19 protein-coding genes and 1 tRNA gene are annotated in these 15,896 nt (G+C 63.6%); 8 read left to right on the top strand and 12 right to left on the bottom strand.

From position 1 onward, the window contains the following. Window positions 1–5 precede the first annotated feature (5 nt). The 3 genes from VF992_07115 to VF992_07105 all read left to right on the top strand — a co-directional run bounded on the left by VF992_07115 (window position 6) and on the right by VF992_07105 (window position 2,086). The gene (locus VF992_07115) at window positions 6–176 is read left to right on the top strand and encodes an RNA-protein complex protein Nop10 (protein HEX9340920.1); all 171 of its coding nucleotides are present in this window, start codon (window positions 6–8) and stop codon (window positions 174–176) included. A gap of 6 nt (window positions 177–182) precedes the next feature. Further along, entirely contained in the window at window positions 183–944 is a 762-nt protein-coding gene (locus tag VF992_07110; protein ID HEX9340919.1) for a proteasome assembly chaperone family protein, read from the top strand. A gap of 440 nt (window positions 945–1,384) precedes the next feature. Then, entirely contained in the window at window positions 1,385–2,086 is a 702-nt protein-coding gene (locus VF992_07105; GenBank protein HEX9340918.1) for a DUF835 domain-containing protein, read from the top strand. Window positions 2,087–2,090: 4 nt separating this feature from the next. Here the strand turns inward: VF992_07105 and VF992_07100 are convergent, their stop codons facing one another. After that, window positions 2,091–2,717 carry a hypothetical protein gene (locus tag VF992_07100; GenBank protein ID HEX9340917.1) on the bottom strand — a complete coding sequence of 209 codons (627 nt, stop codon included), beginning with the start codon at window positions 2,715–2,717 and terminating at the stop codon, window positions 2,091–2,093. A gap of 100 nt (window positions 2,718–2,817) precedes the next feature. Between VF992_07100 and VF992_07095 the strand changes: the two genes are divergently transcribed. Further along, window positions 2,818–2,892 (top strand) — tRNA-Glu (locus tag VF992_07095). Window positions 2,893–3,445: 553 nt separating this feature from the next. Here VF992_07095 and VF992_07090 read toward each other — a convergent pair. From VF992_07090 to VF992_07075, 4 genes are all read right to left on the bottom strand, one after another. Beyond that, entirely contained in the window at window positions 3,446–3,979 is a 534-nt protein-coding gene (locus tag VF992_07090) for a GNAT family N-acetyltransferase (GenBank protein HEX9340916.1), read from the bottom strand. A 295-nt stretch (window positions 3,980–4,274) separates the two neighbouring features. Next, the gene (gene merA / locus VF992_07085) at window positions 4,275–5,684 is read right to left on the bottom strand and encodes a mercury(II) reductase (GenBank protein HEX9340915.1); all 1,410 of its coding nucleotides are present in this window, start codon (window positions 5,682–5,684) and stop codon (window positions 4,275–4,277) included. A gap of 4 nt (window positions 5,685–5,688) precedes the next feature. Further along, window positions 5,689–6,366 (bottom strand): organomercurial lyase, encoded by a 678-nt coding sequence (gene merB / locus VF992_07080; protein HEX9340914.1) that lies wholly within the window; start codon window positions 6,364–6,366, stop codon window positions 5,689–5,691. Beyond that, the gene (locus VF992_07075) at window positions 6,366–6,833 is read right to left on the bottom strand and encodes a DUF3237 family protein (protein HEX9340913.1); all 468 of its coding nucleotides are present in this window, start codon (window positions 6,831–6,833) and stop codon (window positions 6,366–6,368) included. The genes merB and VF992_07075 overlap by 1 nt, the downstream gene beginning before the upstream one ends. 126 nt (window positions 6,834–6,959) lie before the next feature. On the opposite strand from VF992_07075, the gene VF992_07070 reads away from it, so the two are divergent. Together VF992_07070 and VF992_07065 are read left to right on the top strand one after the other, a co-directional pair. Further along, window positions 6,960–7,361 (top strand): helix-turn-helix domain-containing protein, encoded by a 402-nt coding sequence (locus tag VF992_07070; protein HEX9340912.1) that lies wholly within the window; start codon window positions 6,960–6,962, stop codon window positions 7,359–7,361. Between the two features lie 205 nt (window positions 7,362–7,566). Next, window positions 7,567–7,776 carry a hypothetical protein gene (locus VF992_07065; protein HEX9340911.1) on the top strand — a complete coding sequence of 70 codons (210 nt, stop codon included), beginning with the start codon at window positions 7,567–7,569 and terminating at the stop codon, window positions 7,774–7,776. On the opposite strand, the gene VF992_07060 is transcribed toward VF992_07065, so the two are convergent. The 4 genes from VF992_07060 to VF992_07045 form a co-directional block, all read right to left on the bottom strand. Next, window positions 7,773–8,516: a hypothetical protein gene (locus VF992_07060; GenBank protein HEX9340910.1), complete on the bottom strand. Its 744-nt coding sequence runs from the start codon at window positions 8,514–8,516 to the stop codon at window positions 7,773–7,775. The genes VF992_07065 and VF992_07060 overlap by 4 nt on opposite strands. Window positions 8,517–8,611: 95 nt before the next feature. Then, complete coding sequence (locus VF992_07055; protein ID HEX9340909.1) at window positions 8,612–9,136, bottom strand: hypothetical protein; 525 nt, start codon at window positions 9,134–9,136, stop codon at window positions 8,612–8,614. Further along, window positions 9,133–9,558 carry a cupin domain-containing protein gene (locus VF992_07050; GenBank protein ID HEX9340908.1) on the bottom strand — a complete coding sequence of 142 codons (426 nt, stop codon included), beginning with the start codon at window positions 9,556–9,558 and terminating at the stop codon, window positions 9,133–9,135. Before VF992_07050 ends, VF992_07055 begins: the two co-directional genes overlap by 4 nt. Before the next feature lie 27 nt (window positions 9,559–9,585). Next, window positions 9,586–10,638, bottom strand: coding sequence for an NAD(P)-dependent alcohol dehydrogenase (locus VF992_07045; protein ID HEX9340907.1), 1,053 nt, complete (start codon window positions 10,636–10,638; stop codon window positions 9,586–9,588). 288 nt (window positions 10,639–10,926) lie between these two features. Here VF992_07045 and VF992_07040 point away from each other — a divergent pair, with 288 nt between their 5' ends. Continuing rightward, on the top strand, window positions 10,927–11,064 hold the full coding sequence (locus VF992_07040) for a hypothetical protein (protein HEX9340906.1): 138 nt from the start codon (window positions 10,927–10,929) through the stop codon (window positions 11,062–11,064). Window positions 11,065–11,176: 112 nt separating this feature from the next. Next, window positions 11,177–12,553: a hypothetical protein gene (locus tag VF992_07035; GenBank protein ID HEX9340905.1), complete on the top strand. Its 1,377-nt coding sequence runs from the start codon at window positions 11,177–11,179 to the stop codon at window positions 12,551–12,553. Here VF992_07035 and VF992_07030 read toward each other — a convergent pair. The 3 genes from VF992_07030 to VF992_07020 all read right to left on the bottom strand — a co-directional run bounded on the left by VF992_07030 (window position 12,523) and on the right by VF992_07020 (window position 15,408). Beyond that, window positions 12,523–13,383, bottom strand: a complete 861-nt coding sequence (locus VF992_07030) for a hypothetical protein (GenBank protein HEX9340904.1) — start codon at window positions 13,381–13,383, stop codon at window positions 12,523–12,525. The two genes, VF992_07035 and VF992_07030, sit on opposite strands and share 31 nt — an antisense overlap. An 11-nt stretch (window positions 13,384–13,394) precedes the next feature. Continuing rightward, window positions 13,395–14,243 carry a hypothetical protein gene (locus VF992_07025; GenBank protein HEX9340903.1) on the bottom strand — a complete coding sequence of 283 codons (849 nt, stop codon included), beginning with the start codon at window positions 14,241–14,243 and terminating at the stop codon, window positions 13,395–13,397. A 244-nt stretch (window positions 14,244–14,487) separates the two neighbouring features. Then, window positions 14,488–15,408: a hypothetical protein gene (locus VF992_07020; protein ID HEX9340902.1), complete on the bottom strand. Its 921-nt coding sequence runs from the start codon at window positions 15,406–15,408 to the stop codon at window positions 14,488–14,490. Between the last annotated feature and the right edge of the window lie 488 nt (window positions 15,409–15,896).

Raw genomic sequence — 15,896 nt, 5'->3', positions numbered from 1 at the left:
GCGCGATGCGGTCCGTCATGAAGAAGTGTGGGGCTTGCGGTCGGTACACGTTGAAGGATGTTTGCCCGGCTTGCGGCCATGCCGCCGGGAATCCGATGCCGCCGCGATACTCCCCGGAGGACCGCTATGGCGTATACAGGCGCAAACTTAAGCGGGCCCATGAATTGGAGAGATGAGACACCATGGAGAACATTGTGATCCGCTACACCGACCACCCGAAGCTGGACGACCCGATCTTCATCGAGGGCCTCCCGGGGATCGGGAACGTCGGCAAGCTCGCCGCCGAACACCTGAAGGACGAGCTGAAGGCGGTGAAGTTCGCGGAGATCTTCTCGAAGTACTTCCCGCCGCAGGTCCTCGTGCAGGAGGACGGCCAGGTCAAGCTCGTGAACAACGAGATGCATTACGTCAAGAGGAACGGCGGCAAGGACCTCGTCCTCCTGACGGGCGACTACCAGGGCCTCACGCCGGAAGGCCAGTACGAGCTCAGCGACTTCATCTTGCGGGAGCTCAAGAAGCTCGGCGTGCGGCGGGTCTTCACGCTCGGCGGGTACGGCATGGGCCGCATGGTGACGAAGCCGCGCGTCCTGGGCGCCGCGACCGGCGGGGAGCTCGTGAAGGAGATGGAGAAGTACGGCGTCGTCTTCTCGCGGGGCGAGCCGGGTGCGGGGATCGTCGGCGCGAGCGGCCTGCTCCTGGGCCTCGGGCGGCTGTACGACATGCAGGCGGTGTGCCTGATGGGCGAGACCTCGGGATACTTCGTCGACCCGAAGTCCGCGCAGGCCGTGCTCGACGTCCTCACGAAGTTCCTGGGCATCGAGATCTCGTTCAGCGAGCTCGAGACGAAGGCGAAGCAGATCGACCAGATCACCTCGAAGCTCAAGGACATCGAGGCCGCGCCCGAGACCCCCGACAAGCGCGAGGACCTGGGGTACATCGGATAGGCAAGTGCCGTGGGCGTCGATCTCTATCTCCGGAAGATCTCCACGGAACAAGCGAGACCCGCAATGAGTCTGAGTCCTTGGGAGTGGTTCGTCGTACGGACCGTAGTCCACGAACCGCGAAGCTCGTACCCCATGTTGCGCCGTTTGTTTGAACATGACGTCGGCCCGGAATCCGTTGTGTCGTTTTCACCTGACGAATTGAGCGTCCTGAGCCAGGAAATCCACCGCCTGCGAGGCTCGCTCGCCGCGAGCCATGATGGCGAAGTCCTAGGTCACAATCTCTCCGCAACCGTAACGGTCGCGTCAGTGAGGGAATTTCTCATGAGAATTGACGCAGTCCTTCAAGAGGGGATTGCGAACAAAGCGACATTGATCGCCGAAGGCGACTAGGGTATCGCGAAATCTCTATACGGAGGGCGACGCCTTATCCCATCTTAGGGATGGGCGACGACGAGCGGCGGAAGGCTTTTCTGAAGGGGTTCGAGGAAGGCCTCAAGTCCGCGTGGCGAGAGATCGGCGCGCTCACGACGCGCGGTTACTCCTCGACGGAGCTCATGGTGTTCGCGAAGTCGAAGATGGCCGTCCTGTACCGCGATGTCGAGGCGATGGAGGCGCGGCTCCTCGAGGACGAGGGCATCCCCGTCGTCGGCGGAGGGGAGATGACCGCGAAGGGAGACCTCGGCCGCCGCGGCGCATACCTGGTGCGCGAGCCGAAGGCGGACCGGATCTTCGAGCTGTTCGCGGAGCTCCTGCACGCGAAGGCGCGCGGCCTCTGCATCACCCGCGTCCATCCGGACGACCTCCGCGCCCGTTACCACATCGGCGAGGCGGGGTTCATCTGGCTCTCGAAGTCCCCCGGAAAGAAGGCGAAGGACATGGCGGTCGCCGAGCCGAGCGCGCTCGTCGACATTGCGTCGGCGATCTCGGACTTCGCCGGGGAGGGCGGGAACGCAGCGGTCCTCCTCGAGGGCCTCGAGTATCTGATCTCCCAGAACGGCTTCGCGTCGATGATGCGCTTCCTGCAGAAGGTGAACGAGAAGATCGTGCTGAACGACTCGTACCTGCTGATCTCCGCCAATCCGGCGGCGATGAAGGAGCAGGAGTACAAGGTCCTCGCGAAGGAAGTCGCCGGCGAAGTGTGACGCCTCAGCGGTCCGCGGCCGGGGCGGGCCCGGGCGCCTTCCGGCGGGATGCCCGTTCCGATTGCCAGAGGGAGGCGAGCGCGAGGACGGTCACGATCTCGACGAACTTCGAGACGACGCCGAGCGGATCCACGTCCTCGACGACGCCGATCGGCCAGACGGACACGGTGCGCGTGACGACGTAGGCGGCGATCAGGAAGGCCGTGATCGCGAACCACGCTGCGTCGAGTCGGCGGTGGCTGTACGGGATGATGAATGACGCGGCGAGTTGGAGGCTCGAGAAGACCGCGAAGAACGCGGCGGAGAACGCCTCGCCGAAGTGGTCGTTGAACGCGTACAGATGGAGGGACCCGTCCGCGAGGAACAGGAACGCGATGAGGTACCGCTTCGCCATGTCGCCGTCCATCAGGATTTCCGGGAAGTTCTCGTAGCCCACGCCGATCGTCGAGAAGGCGACGCCGAACATCGTGACGAACAGCCGCAGCTGGAACGAGCTCCCGCCGCCGTGTTCTCCCGCCGCGGCCCCGAACTCGAAGATGCCGAGCAGGTCCGCGAGCCATCCAACGACGATGATCAGGAATCCGCAGACGAAGAACGACAACTCGGTGGCCGTCGGCTTCACGCGACGCATTGCGATTGTCGAGGCGCGTTGTGAGCAAGTAGTTTCCGGTCCTCCTTGAAGATCGCGGCTCCAAAAGCATTTATGGCTCACGAGGCTAACCCGCCGTTCCGCTCCCGTAGTCTAGTCCGGCCAAGGATCGGGGCCTTTCGAGCCTCAGACGCGGGTTCGAATCCCGCCGGGAGCATCCTAATACGAAGTCGATTTTCCGGTAGCAGATGCTTCTTGTCTCCCCTTCTTTCCAGTTCGTTCTCTCAGACAGCCCAGGTCCGATCGGCGCAGCCACATATACGTAGCTGCCACCCACAATGTGGGACTGCCCCAGGCCCTTCGTAACAGGGCGAGGAAACGGCGGCTCCTCCCCGACACCTTTGCCTTGCCCCGGAGCCGTGCTGGAAACGGTACGAACCCCTGGTCTGCGATATCCGTTTGTGGTTGCTCTAGAGTCGATTTGGATCTAGGCGCCTTACGGAGCGTTTTAGAAGGCGTTCTTCCGCGTCAAAGAGCGTTGTCGAACCTCCACAGCAAAGGGGGAAAGACGCGCGCCGAGCGGCACGGAGTGACGGACGGAGACGAAGAGCGACGAGGCGAATCTCGGAACCAAATCCATTTTGGCCCCCGAAATTGCAGGCCAAAAGACTTTGGTCCACTGAATTTGCAGGCCAGCGCTTCACGGCATGACAGGTTCGCTGAGGGCATGTTGCGGGCCCAAGAGCGCTGCGCTGGAGCCTATGTCACGGTCAAGCGAGTCGCTTTTCAAGCCGCTCGAACTCGAGCGGGCCCCGAAGGAATCGTTGGCCCGGAGGGGAATGGAAAGGCACGATGTCGCCGGTCCGCCGGTAACCGCGGCGCTCGTACCAAGCTAATAGTTCGCGCCGCACCGTCAGGACGTACATCGCGATGACGCGCGCGCCAAGTTCGCGCCGCGCGTAGTCCTCGGCCGCCGCGACGAGCGCGCGCCCGAGCCCCGAGCCTTGTTCGGTAACGCGGACGGAGAGCAGGCCGAGGAAGGCCACCCCGTCCTCGCTGCCCTCGAGGTGGACGCAGCCGACAATGTCGCCATCGCGCAGCCCGAGGAGGACAACGCTCGCATCCTTAGCGAGGAGCGCAAGGAACCCCGCCTCGTCGATGCGCGGGCCGGCGATGAAATCCGCCTCGCTTGTCCAGCCGCGGCCCGTGGCGTCGCCACGATAGGCGCCGTTCACGATGGCGGCGACGACCTGTGCGTCCGAGGGCACGGCAGGGCGGAAGGTGATACTCTTGGCATCGGCCATGGTGCGACATGCGACGCAACGTCGTTTAGGCAAAAAAGCCGATGGGCGTTCCCTCGTGCAGCCGGCGACCTGGCCTGCGCTTGCAGAACTTGCGGGAGAACAACCTAGCGCTAGGCGGCACCCCGCCGGGAGCATGCTTATTTTGTAACACGCCGCACCATTCGCCGCGCGTGGAGAGTGTTTCCGATACCAACTAGGCCGCTTCGGTTGCACACCTACTCGCTCGGTGTGCCGAGTACTGCGCGGTTCCTGACAAAAGCCCCGGTTCAGTCCGCACTCCAGCCGCCGCGCTCGGCTAGATGGCGCAGCAACTGAGCTTGTCCACGTCCTCGAAGAACGATAGCGCTGCGAGTTTGATTGCCTCGCTGTGAGTCGGGAACACATGGACGGTGTCGATGATGTCCTCGAGAGTCAAGCCGTGCTTCACCGCGAGGACGCCTTCGTGGATCATGTCCGGCGCCAGGGAGGCCAGAATGTGCACCCCGAGGATCTTGTGGCCTTTCGCCTCCGCGACGATCTTCACGAGGCCCCGAGTATCCTCCACAATCAGGGGCTTAGGGACCTGCTTCAACCAAACCGTATTGCACGCGCACCGGACTCCGCCGTCCGCGTTTGCCTGGGTGTCGGTTCGCCCTACGGAGGCGATAGCCGGATGTGTGAACACGGCGTGGGGCACCGCTCGGTAGTCCATCTTCAGGCCGCGATTGGCCAAAGCGTTCTCCGCCGCGATGTATCCTTCTTTCGCCGCGGCAGTCTCGAGCATCGGTTTCCCAATCACGTCGCCCGCCGCAAAGATCTCTGGCGCGGTCGAGCGCATCTCGGAGTCGACCTTCACTCCCTGATCTTCCTTCACCTCGACGCGTGCCGCCTGAAGGTTAAGCCCCGCGGTGTTGGGAGTGCGACCCGTGGCTAGGAGGAGCTCGTCCGCTTCGATAGTTCGTTTCCGGTCGCCGAAGCGAGCGACCACCACCTTCCGGCCGGCTCGTTGTTCAGCTGTGAGGACTTCGGCGCCGGTGTGGATCTCGATTCCGTCCTCTTTGAGATACTGCCTAAGGGATTGGGAGATTTCCGGTTCCTCCTCCGGCACGATTCGAGCGCTGCGTTGCACCACGGTCACCTGCGTCCCGAAGTTCTGGTACATCTGGGCGAACTCCAAGCCAAGGGCTCGGCCGCCGAGGACGATCATCGACTCGGGTCGCTCTTTCAGGGACAACGCCTCCACGTTTGTGAGGTAGTCCACCTTGTCGATTCCCGGAATCGAAGGGACCGTGGGCGAGGATCCTGTCCCGATCACGAATTTGTCGCCTTCATATCGATCCTTCCCGACCTTGACTTCATGGGGAGAAACGAAGCCAGCATGGCCCCACACGTATTCCACGTCCTTCAGGGACGCGAGGACATCCGTGTACTTCGCCTTGCGGAGGTCGGCCACCAAACGGTCTTTCGAACGGACCACGGCACTGAATTCCGCGGACCATCCATCGTCGAGGCGGAGGCCCGGGAAAGGATGGTTCGCGACCCGGAAGAACTGGTCCCCCACGGCAAGGAGGCGTTTGCTGGGAACGCAGCCGACGTTCACGCAGGTACCCCCGATCGTGCCGCCGTCGATCATCAACGCCTTCGCTCCGTTTCGATCCGCGCGAATCGCCGCGCTGAAGGCGGCGGCACCGCCGCCAAGGATGATGAGATCGTATCGAGACGGCATGGGCTCACTCCATCGTGACGGGTCGTCGCTCGCCGGATCGCGCCGAGGTCGGGCTAAGCAGATCGCCGAAGGCAGAGATGCCCAAGGCAGTGGCTTCCTTCAGGGAGAGGAAGCGTCCCCCGGCCGCCAGAGTACCCGCATGGGCGCGTCCGTGTTCCTCGTTGCAATAGAAGTTAATCGAAGGGCACACACAGTCCGAGGCGTGTCCTTGCATCAAGTCCGATGGCGGGACGAAGACCACGGGGCCGATTGTCGCCGCTCTGAAACTCTCCCTCCCCTGCAGGTGGATGGAGGCCCCGCAATACGAACACGTGCTCCGGATTTCGACCTCTTCCCCGAGCATTGCGCCCGCGCCAAGGGCATCGACTGCGCAGTTAGCGCGCGCGGTACCGCGAGACGATACGACCTCGTGGGGCACGAGGTCCGTCGTAAAGGGATAGGCGACTCGGACTCGGTCCCGATCCATCACCACGCAGTCGCACGCCTCGAGGGAGGCGAGTGCCTCGCGCACGCCGTCGACCGGCAGGCCCAGCTCACGCGAGAGCGTCTCCACGGTCGGCGCGCGACCGCCCGCCATCGCCCGTACCGCGAGGCGCTGTACCGCCCGTTCGCGGGGACCGAGCGCTTGCCCGGATTTTCGGCGGGTGCGGAGGATTCTCCGTTCGTTTTCTTCCGAGTTCATCACAACACCGACTTCGGGACAGAGACCCGATAGAAAGCGGACCCGTCCTTCTCGTCGAACAGGCCTTCCCAGAGGCCAAGGGTCCCATTGAGCCACCGGTACCGCTCGTCCGTCGTGGCGAACCGGATGCCCATCATGAGGCGCCAACGTTGCGGTTCCTTTGGATCGAACCCTCGCATGCCGAACCCCTTCCCGTCGATTTCAATGAGGGCGCCGTCGTCCGTCTTGATGAACCCGCCCGGATTCTCCTTGCAGACGTGGAGCCCGGGGTCAACCGGGTGGCCCGCGAGGACCTGGGGAAAGACGCACTCTGCGGAGTAGAAGGTGACCCGGATCGTCCCGCGGATCCTCTGGCCCCGGACTTTGCCCTCACCGCTGGCGATTAGCTCCCCTTCTCGGCCCTCCGCGGACACGACCGGTTCCATGTCCGGCCGGTACTGGGCTTCCGCATCGAACAGCGGACTCATGGTTCCTTTCGCAACTTCCTGCCTCACCCGATTTTCTGTCTGAACGCCGATGTGACGTCCGCCTGTTGGCAACAACTAGAAGTCGCACCCGTCCCTCATAAGGTTCCAGTGAAGGAGAGTAAAGCGATGCCGCCGCGCAAGGGGGCGCCGAGGAAGGTCGAACTCGACCAGGCGTGCGTTATTCGAGAAGGGGACCAGGAATACTGCATCTACCCCATGGGGGACCTCATGGCTGTTTTGGGTAAGAGGTGGTCTCTCTTCATCATCGCCGTCCTCGGGAACGAGCGGCGAATGCGATTCAACGATCTCATCCGGCAGCTGAAGGGGATCAGTCCACGAACCTTGACGGACAGCCTCCGCGAGCTTGCGTCCCTCGGTCTTGTTGAACGTACGCTCTACCCCGAGGTGCCGCCCCGGGTCGAGTACACAATCACCTCCGAGGGGCGCGACCTCCGTCGCACCCTGATCCCGGTCCTCCAGTGGGCCATCGACTTCGAGGCGCACGGCTCCCGGCGCAGCGGCGCCTAACCGACGCGCCAGCCCAACGATAGAGACTTTCCACTGGCATATCTCTTGATGGGCTTGCCCGGTTTGCTTGCCAATGTACCGACTTCCCGCCGGGAGCATACTCAGATGGGTTTGCATCCATCGTCGTCCGCCACCGATGGCGACGGAGCCGCCGCTCACGCCAGGGCGAAGCCGCGGGGGGCCTCAACCGACCCGGGAGAGGACCGTGAGCGCCCGGAGCGTGATCATCTTGCTCGGGCGACCGGCGGTCTCGAACGCGAGCGGGGTCGGACGTTTCTTCGGATGGTCCGCGTACCATTTGGCGGCCGCCGGGCTCGGGTCCGGCTGGACCGCGTCGAGGTTCCAACGCCCGTCGGACCGTCGCTTCTTCCGCAGGTGCGCGAGCGCGAAGCCGAGCCTCGGGTCGTCCCCTTAGCCGAGGGCGGTGAGGACGTCGAGGCCGACCAGGAGGTCGTAGTAGTAGTGCATCGGCCAATGGAAGCGGTACCACGGCTCGTACCGCGCTCCCTGGCGGTGCAACTCGTGGTCGAGATAGTACTCGGCGCCTCGCTCTACGCAGCCCTTCATGGCGGCCGTCCATTTCGAGCGGGGATAGGCGGCGAAGGCGCTCAGGCCTTCCCACGAGTCGAGGGTCCGTCCCGTCGCCGGCGCGTCCTTGTAGTTCCAGCATGTCCAGCCCCCCTTCGGGTGCGCGGTCCGGACGAGCCAGTCGAGCGCCTTGCGCACCCGGCGGTCGTCGTCGTACCCGAACCGGATCAGCGCCCGGGCCATGTTGCCGGTGTAGCAGAGGTGACCATGCCCGTTCGACATGCCGCCAACGCCACCTCCGTTCAGGGGGGACTTCTTCATCCAGAGCTCGCACGACGCACCCACCTCGGGGATCGCGCGCGTCGCGCCGAGGTCCGAGAGCGCGAGCAGGTTCCAGTTCATCGAGACGTACTTCGGCGACATGGGGTGCGCATCGCGGGCCCACCAGCCGCCCGGGTCGCGGCGGGCGAGGATCTCCGCGGCCCACCCGGCGGACGGAATCCGGGCCTTCGCCTTCCGGACGTCGGAGTCGGTCTCGCTCCTCCCGAGGAGCTGGGTCAACGTGAGATACCGCACTGAGGGCTGGTCCGGTTCGAGCAGCCAGTCGAGGACCTTCTCCCGCGGCACCGCCGCTCGGACGGATCGCGCGTTCATGAACCTTTCCAGGCTCTCCTCAACGGCCCTCGCTGATCAACCCTGAACCCAAAATCCCAACTCGCACACTACCCGTCCTTCCTCGATCTAACGAAGACCTGATACGTGACAGCGTCCCAGGCGTTGTGAATGCCCACAAAGAGCAGCAGCAGCGCCGCCGCGCCGACGAGGAACAGGGCCGGGCTCGCATAGGCGTAAGCCGCAAATGCCGACATGACGAGGACTGCATATGCCGCAAATGGGAGCAGACCATGAAACAGCCAGTCCTCGAACACAGGCTGGTAGGCACTTTGCACGCGCATACGCCGGGCCACGACGACGGCGTAGACCGCCCCACCGACACCGACGAATCCCCAAAGAACTGCGGCGGGAGCGATGCCGTCCCATGGAGCGCTCACAATCGCCGACAGCAACAGCACGACCCCGAAATGAACGACGCTCGGCGTCGCAAAGGCGCCGCCGGCTTGCGCGTCACCTCGTGCGGGCGGCCTTGCGGCAATGAGCGTAATGACGACGAACTGTAATCCGATGAGGGCGCCGGCGGACGAGCCGACGATTACATAGAAGTTTTCCCATCCGTCGAATCCTGTCATGATCGGTCGACCCCGTTCGGACGCAGAATTCGCCGGTATTGTTCCTCGCTGACATGTTCCATCCAGTCGGCGGTCTTGCCATCAAGCGGTTCGATGATGGCGATGTGCGTCATCGCGCTGTCCGGCGTGGCGCCGTGCCAGTGCTTCTCTCCCGGCGGACATGAGACAACATCGCCGGGATGGATCTCTTCGACGGGACCTCCCCAGCTTTGCACGAACCCGCGCCCGGCCGTCACGATGAGCGTCTGACCCAGTGGATGGGCATGCCAGGCCGTGCGGGCGCCGGGCTCGAACGTGACCCTCGCACCTTCCGCGCGCCCCGGCGCGTTTGCTTGGAACAGAGGCTCGATGCGCACCTTGCCGATGAACCGTTCCGCTGGTCCCTCGCTCGACGATCGCGAGCCCACTCTCTTAATGTCCATGTCCTTCACTTACTGCCCTTGTTAGACTCAGGGTCCAAGGCTGGCGCAGTCGATCACGAACCGGTATCGCACGTCGCCGCGCTGGATGCTTGCGTAGGCATCGTTGACCTTCTGGATCGGGATGACTTCTACGTCCGCGACGATTCCGTGCTCGCCGCAGTAGTCGAGCATTTCCTGGGTCTCGGGAATCCCGCCGATGTTGGAGCCCGCGAGGCGCCGGTTGCCAAAGAGGAGCATGCCCGGATCGAGCGGGGTTGAGCCGGGTGGCAACCCCACGAGGACTAAGGCGCCAAAATTCCGCAAGAGGGCCAACTCTTGGTTCAGATCGTGCGGCGCGCTCACCGTGTCCAGGATGAGGTCGAACGTCTTTGCAAGCGCCTCGAGCGCGCCGGGCTCGCGCGTGGCGACGAATCGCTTGGCACCCAGCCGAGCGGCGTCTTCCTCCTTGCCGCGCGAGGTGCTGAGCACGGTGACTTCCGCACCCATGGTAGCCGCAAACTTAACGACCATGTGGCCCAAACCACCCAGGCCCACGACGCCGACCTTGTCGCCGGGCTTGCATCCGAACTGGCGCAGGGGCGAGTACGTGGTGATGCCGGCGCACATCAGCGGTGCGGCATGCGCGGGGTCCAGCCCCTTCGGCACGCGCAGTACATAGCGCTCGTCGACGACCATGTCCGTCGAGTATCCGCCGTAGGTCAATGTCTTCCCGTCCTGCTCGAGGCTGTCGAACGAGAACCTGACGCCCTTCTCGCAGAACATCTCATGGCCGGCGCGGCACTCCGGGCACGCGCGACACGAATCGACGATGCACCCTACGCCGACGAGGTCGTCTTCACGGAAGCGTGATGCGCTGGCGCCACGCGATGCGACTCGGCCGACGATCTCGTGGCCTGGTACGACCGGAAAGTGCGTGTTCCCCCATTCGTCGGTTACCTTGTGCACGTCGCTGTGGCAAATGCCGCAGTAGAGAATCTCGATCTCGACGTCGTGCGATCCTGGATCGCGTCGCTCGATCGTCATGGGCGCGAGCGGCGCCTTGGCTGCGCGAGCGCCGTAGGCAGGAGTGTTCTTGGTCATGGCCAAATGCAAACCCGTGCTCAGGTAAATTACTTGTGCAGGCCATGGGCGCGGTCATCACAAGAAGGCCGGTGCGTCCGGATCGCTCGATCGAATTCACAACGTCGCAGCCAATCTGCGTCGTCGTTGAGTCACATGGCGGGAATTTTTCGATTGCCGTCCAATAATCGATTTATACTATCCGGATAGTAATCCGAGCCATGAAGCCAGGGGTGTTGGGGCACGAGTCGCGGAAGGGTGGATCGGTCGCGATTGAGATCGAGACGGAGGACCCGGAGACGTGGTGACATGGCCTACCGGATGCGCTGGAAACTCATTCTGCTCTACGTTGTCGTCGCGGCGATCGTCTACCTTGCGATCTATTACCTTTTCCTCGCCCCGCCATCGACGAGCATGCCAGCGGGCGGCGGCGGTGGGTATCCCTAGGGGCGGTCCGCCTCGCGGGCCGGTCGAACCATTCCACTCTCGCCCGCCTATCAAGCCCGATAATTGCCAGCAACTGATTTATTGAACCTGTGTGCGTGGGAGAGGCGCCATCATGGCTAGGGTGCCCTTCGTCCCATCAGCGATGCTCATGGCCCTCAGTCCGGTCACGTCCCAGAAGGATCGGAAGCCGGGCGATCCACTAAAGGCGCCTCCGAAGCCTCAGGCCTCCTCACCGCTGGAACGCCGTGAGCTTGTCGCGTTCCTGCAGATGAACCCCGAGGAGAAGTTCGACATCGAGACCATCAACTCGATTGACGCTCAAGCCTTGGTCGACGAGGCTCACGGCGACAAACGAGTCCTGCGCGAAGTCCTCCGGACGGCCGAAGCGCTGTTGCCCCGGGTGCGCGCCGAAACCGAGGACCCGTTGCTCGTCAGCGCGATCCTGCGCGCGAAGACCCTCGACTGGTATCGCCGGAGCCCTTCAGATCCGACGTGGGCCGGATCGATGCCGCTCCGCTGGGGCGGAATCTTCTACGAGTCACGGGTCCCCGGTGGCCGGCTGAGTCGAAAGCTTTCCGTCCGGCTGACGCTCCTCATCAATCAGTGCGTGGAGGCGAGCGGCGCCGTCGCGTTCCTTCGTGCCGGGGTCACGGGGATTTTTCGCGGCTCGGCGATGATGGCGAAGATGGTCGGGTTCAGCCTCGGTTCAAAACGGCCGCGCCTCACGCAACAGGTCGCGCAGGCATACCTCGATGATTTGGCCGCAACCGCTCGCATCGGGGACGCATATCTCCCGCTGGAACGGCTCAGCGACCTCGCCCGCCGGAATGGATCGTCCGACGTGAGCATGACCCTGGCCGAACTCTTTGCGCACGACGCCGTCAACGTCCTCACCGTCCTGGATTCACGGTTCCATCCGGGGATGACCGCCTTGGCGATCCGGGTGGTCCCTCCGAGGAACCCCGACGACGCGGCGACGTACGACCTCGTCCAACCGGGTGCTGGGCCCGGGAGAGACGCGAGAGCCGCGGAAGGCGCGCCGACCGAGTCGATGCCCGCGTCCCCGTGGGAGCAGACGGAGATGACGAAGAAGGAGTGGCTCGTCCTGCTCAAGGCCCTCGAGAAGCGAAAGGCGAGGCTCGAGGCGCCCCCGCGCGAGAATCCCCGCGATCGGGAATCGTACCTCGGACTAAGGGAACTCATCCTCACGGATGCTTCGGCCCGCAAAGCCTTCCTGGTGGTCCATTGGAAAGGGAAGCCCAGCGGATTGCCGTTGCTGTGTCAGCTCCTCTCCGACGGCCAACTGGTGCCGGAGGCAGACACCGACGGCGACTACCTCGAGGCGGAGCTGAATCATCCCGACAAGGCGCATCCGGACCAACGTTCGAAGGACGGCGAATGGAACCTCGGCCACGGTTGGACCGTGGTCCGCGTACTCGGGGATGCACGCGCGCGGAGCTATCGGGCCGACAGCAAGTCGGCCGACTGACGGGCTGTCGCCGTCAGCACTTGGTACACGTCGTCGTGATCGAGGACGCGAGGCAACACAGGCTGGGCGAGCGCGCTCTCCAGGATCGCCCACGTCGAGTCGGCTCGGACGCCTCTCGGCGCGATGACCAAGTTGAAGAAGTTCAAGGCGGAGGCGCGCGGCGACTCGCTGATCGCCGTGAGAGGCGGAAGTCCACACGCCCATACCAGGAGCTCGAAGATCAGGTTCAGGGTCGCGTTTCGCGCGTCCGGGCTCGTGTTCCGGCACAGCAGGAGCGTCCGGCTGCTCGGATCCGACATGATCCGTGTCGCGAGCGTTTCGATGGCGGGGAACGTCAGGTGTTTGTGAATCCCGCTGCCGAAGGGCACCCGACGTTCCTCTTCGGACCGAGGCGGAACCTGGAGAAGGGGCATCTCGCCCGCCACTTCGGGGTCCCGACGATCGAACTCGTTCATCGCGCGAAAGACCGCCTCGAGATTGATCCGACCGGATCGGAGCACGTCCGTCCGCGCCACGGCGGTGTGATTCGCGAAGGTCGGCCTCCCCGCTTCGTCCGGAGGTCCTCGTGTGATACCGGATAGCAGGATCTCTCGCCCGCCGCGGACGGGGTGCATCATGTGCAGGTCAATCGGATCGTCAGTCGACTGGGCGATCGCGCCGCGGATCGGCGTATAGTGGCCGCGGAGGTACGGGTCGTATAGGCCCGCATCGAGGTTCTTCGAGACCGCTCGCGTCGTATACCCGGTCCCGGGGAGCGCCCCGTAGATCCAGTGATCGAACTCGACGACGTCTTCGTCGGTTGACCGATGACTCGATTCCGCGGTTCCCATGGTGCCGCCTGCTACGCCGACCGAGCGAGAGCCTCAGCCTGGAACTTCTCCGCTTCGAGAATTTCGTCGGGGATCTTGTGGGCGATGTCCCGGAAGTGTTCGATGAACTCTACGTACTCGTCGTACGCGAAATCTGGCTCGCCCCCGCCTTCCGGTGCGAACCCGGTCCGGACGATCTTCGGCTGCCCGACGGGCTCCATGCCTTCGTGCTGCTCCGTGCGGACCCAGCTGAGGAAGTACGCGGACTTGTCCATGCTGACCCCGGCGATCTTGCCGCCGCGGATTTGGGAGAGGGTCTGCGGGACGAAGACGCGGAGCAGAGCTTCCGCGTACTCCTTCCGTAGGCGCTTGCCCTCGGGGAACCCTCGGTGCAAGCCCAGTCTCGCCAGGACGTCATCCTTGAGGGTGTCGAACTTGGCGAGCACGAACGCGGGGTAGATCCTCGGCGCCTCGGCTTTGACCCCCGAATCCTTCAGCCGGTCGTATTCCTGCTTCTTGTACGTCTGGAAGGCGACGAGCAACTTCGCGACCGTGCTGTCGTATCGGAGCATTTTCTTGTACGCAGCCGTGTCGACCTCGGTCGTCATCTTGCTGCAATCGACCAAGACCACGACGACGACGCTCTTCAGCAGCTGCTGGATCAGAGGCCTCGATGCGATTCCGGTCTCGATGAATTCCTCGATATCTTCGCCCGACACGTCGTACGCCGAGAACCGCAGGGTCGAGAACGGATGGACCCAGTTCTGTTGCCGGATGTAGTAGGGCAATTTCCCAACGACCTTGCGGAGGTAGCCGAAGACGAAACCGAGTTCCGTGATCTCCTCCTTCAGGGTGGCGCTGGGGAATCGGCCATCTTTCATGCCTTCATAGACCGCCGACATCAGATTCAGGGATGCGATCGGCGCGTGGAAACGGAAGTCATCTTGGACCCCAGTACCGTATTTGACTTGGGCCGAATACAGGAGTCCCAAGAAGGTCGTTTTACCGGAAGCGCGGTCCCCGAGTAGTGCGCAGGGCATGTCCGCTGGATGACCCCCCAACCGTACTTAATCCTAAGCACAGCGTTATCATCGTCGCGACAACCCATCGCGAGAAAAGGGGAATTCACTCCCCGGCGTCCCTTGCAATCTTCGAGAGGCGCTCCAGCAGGGCGAGGTATTCGTCCTTGGAATAGTCTGGCTCCCAGCCCCCGCCCCCGCTGCGCCGAAGCCGAATCCGCTCCCTCCGGCCCGGCGCCGCCGCCTCCGTGCGCACCCAGCTGAAGAAGTACGAGGGCGCCGTGAACTTCAACCCTCGAGGGTCTCGGGCCCGGATCTTCGCCATCGTGTTCGGCAAATTGTGGTCCAGAAGCGCTTCCGCGTAGGCGGTTCGAAGACCCGTCTTCCTGACTTCGGGCGGCGCGTCCTCCATCTTGGCGGCGTGGAGCGCCTCGGAGTCCACGGAATCGAACTTGGTGAATACGAAAATCGGATGGAGTGAGCTGCGGTCTCCACGCCCGCGCGAGCCTTGCATGGCCGTCAAGAGCGCGTCGACGGCGTCGTCGTACTTTCCCATGGATCCGAGCTGCGGGCCTTCCTCGGCGAGCGCGAGCTTCCGGCCGTCTACCAGGATCGCAATCGCGTCGCTCTCAAAGACGTCTCTCAACGCCGCGTTGGCAAAGGAACTGCCTTTCCGAAATCGATCCATTTCGTCCGCGAGATTCCTCACGACGATGAGGCGCACCGAAGCGGGCGTACCGGGAGTCCACCCTCGCGATCGCAATCGTGACAGGATCCCGAACCGCGACCTCCGGTAGCCGAGGTGGAACGTGATTCCCCGGATTCCCTCTTTCGCGGCGGCATCCGGGAAGTTCCCAGACATCACTTGCTGGAAGACGCCGGAGATCTCGTCGAGCGATTCGTAGGCGACGTGAAATCGAAAGTCATCCGCCCGGTCCGAACCCGACTTGACTTGCGCCGCGTACAGGAGCGCGAGGAACGTCGTCTTCCCCGAGTCACGGTCTCCGACGACTACGATGTTGGGCATTGATGGGAGTCTCTTCCCGAGACGGCCTGCGGCGGGCGGAGTCGCGGTTCTCGTGGATGAGCTTTTTGGAGCGCCCCTTCAAAGACCTTCAGCCTCTCGGTGATTCCCGTGGTCCTAAGGCCCGAAACGGAAACGCTTACTAGGCGACGCGGAGATGTCTCGCCACGCGCACACGCCGAATGATGCGAGCCCCCAATCCACCAGGCTACCTCGAGTGGAAGCTCGACTCCTCGTGTCCTGTCTGCGGCGAAAGAAAACTCCTGGAGAGATTCGATCGAGACAGGACTCTGGGGTATCGATGCCGGAATTGCGGCTGGACCGCCGATGTCCTCCCTCAGTCTTGAATTGCGCCGTATGTGGAGCTCCAGAAGTCGCGGCAGACGTCCGGTGGACTGGGAGACGTCCATCCACGCTGAGTCATCAGGATGCCGATGAGGTCTTCCTTCGGGTCGCAATACCAGGAGGTGCCCAAACCGCCGTCCCAACCG

It is taken from the genome of Thermoplasmata archaeon (assembly GCA_036395115.1).
Lineage (GTDB): Archaea > Thermoplasmatota > Thermoplasmata > RBG-16-68-12 > RBG-16-68-12 > RBG-16-68-12.
This window is presented reverse-complemented; position numbering and strand designations above follow the sequence as displayed.

What these genes read in the sequence shown, in the direction of transcription:
- merA (HEX9340915.1), bottom strand. Translation starts at nt 5,684, where the DNA reads ATGCCGTCTCGATACGATCTCATCATCCTTGGCGGCGGTGCCGCCGCC.
- VF992_07115 (HEX9340920.1), top strand. Translation starts at nt 6, where the DNA reads ATGCGGTCCGTCATGAAGAAGTGTGGGGCTTGCGGTCGGTACACGTTG.
- VF992_07030 (HEX9340904.1), bottom strand. Translation starts at nt 13,383, where the DNA reads ATGGGAACCGCGGAATCGAGTCATCGGTCAACCGACGAAGACGTCGTC.
- VF992_07040 (HEX9340906.1), top strand. Translation starts at nt 10,927, where the DNA reads ATGGCCTACCGGATGCGCTGGAAACTCATTCTGCTCTACGTTGTCGTC.
- merB (HEX9340914.1), bottom strand. Translation starts at nt 6,366, where the DNA reads ATGAACTCGGAAGAAAACGAACGGAGAATCCTCCGCACCCGCCGAAAA.
- VF992_07105 (HEX9340918.1), top strand. Translation starts at nt 1,385, where the DNA reads ATGGGCGACGACGAGCGGCGGAAGGCTTTTCTGAAGGGGTTCGAGGAA.
- VF992_07055 (HEX9340909.1), bottom strand. Translation starts at nt 9,136, where the DNA reads ATGACAGGATTCGACGGATGGGAAAACTTCTATGTAATCGTCGGCTCG.
- VF992_07050 (HEX9340908.1), bottom strand. Translation starts at nt 9,558, where the DNA reads ATGGACATTAAGAGAGTGGGCTCGCGATCGTCGAGCGAGGGACCAGCG.
- VF992_07045 (HEX9340907.1), bottom strand. Translation starts at nt 10,638, where the DNA reads ATGACCAAGAACACTCCTGCCTACGGCGCTCGCGCAGCCAAGGCGCCG.
- VF992_07110 (HEX9340919.1), top strand. Translation starts at nt 183, where the DNA reads ATGGAGAACATTGTGATCCGCTACACCGACCACCCGAAGCTGGACGAC.
- VF992_07075 (HEX9340913.1), bottom strand. Translation starts at nt 6,833, where the DNA reads ATGAGTCCGCTGTTCGATGCGGAAGCCCAGTACCGGCCGGACATGGAA.
- VF992_07090 (HEX9340916.1), bottom strand. Translation starts at nt 3,979, where the DNA reads ATGGCCGATGCCAAGAGTATCACCTTCCGCCCTGCCGTGCCCTCGGAC.
- VF992_07025 (HEX9340903.1), bottom strand. Translation starts at nt 14,243, where the DNA reads ATGAAAGATGGCCGATTCCCCAGCGCCACCCTGAAGGAGGAGATCACG.
- VF992_07035 (HEX9340905.1), top strand. Translation starts at nt 11,177, where the DNA reads ATGGCTAGGGTGCCCTTCGTCCCATCAGCGATGCTCATGGCCCTCAGT.
- VF992_07100 (HEX9340917.1), bottom strand. Translation starts at nt 2,717, where the DNA reads ATGCGTCGCGTGAAGCCGACGGCCACCGAGTTGTCGTTCTTCGTCTGC.
- VF992_07070 (HEX9340912.1), top strand. Translation starts at nt 6,960, where the DNA reads ATGCCGCCGCGCAAGGGGGCGCCGAGGAAGGTCGAACTCGACCAGGCG.
- VF992_07020 (HEX9340902.1), bottom strand. Translation starts at nt 15,408, where the DNA reads ATGCCCAACATCGTAGTCGTCGGAGACCGTGACTCGGGGAAGACGACG.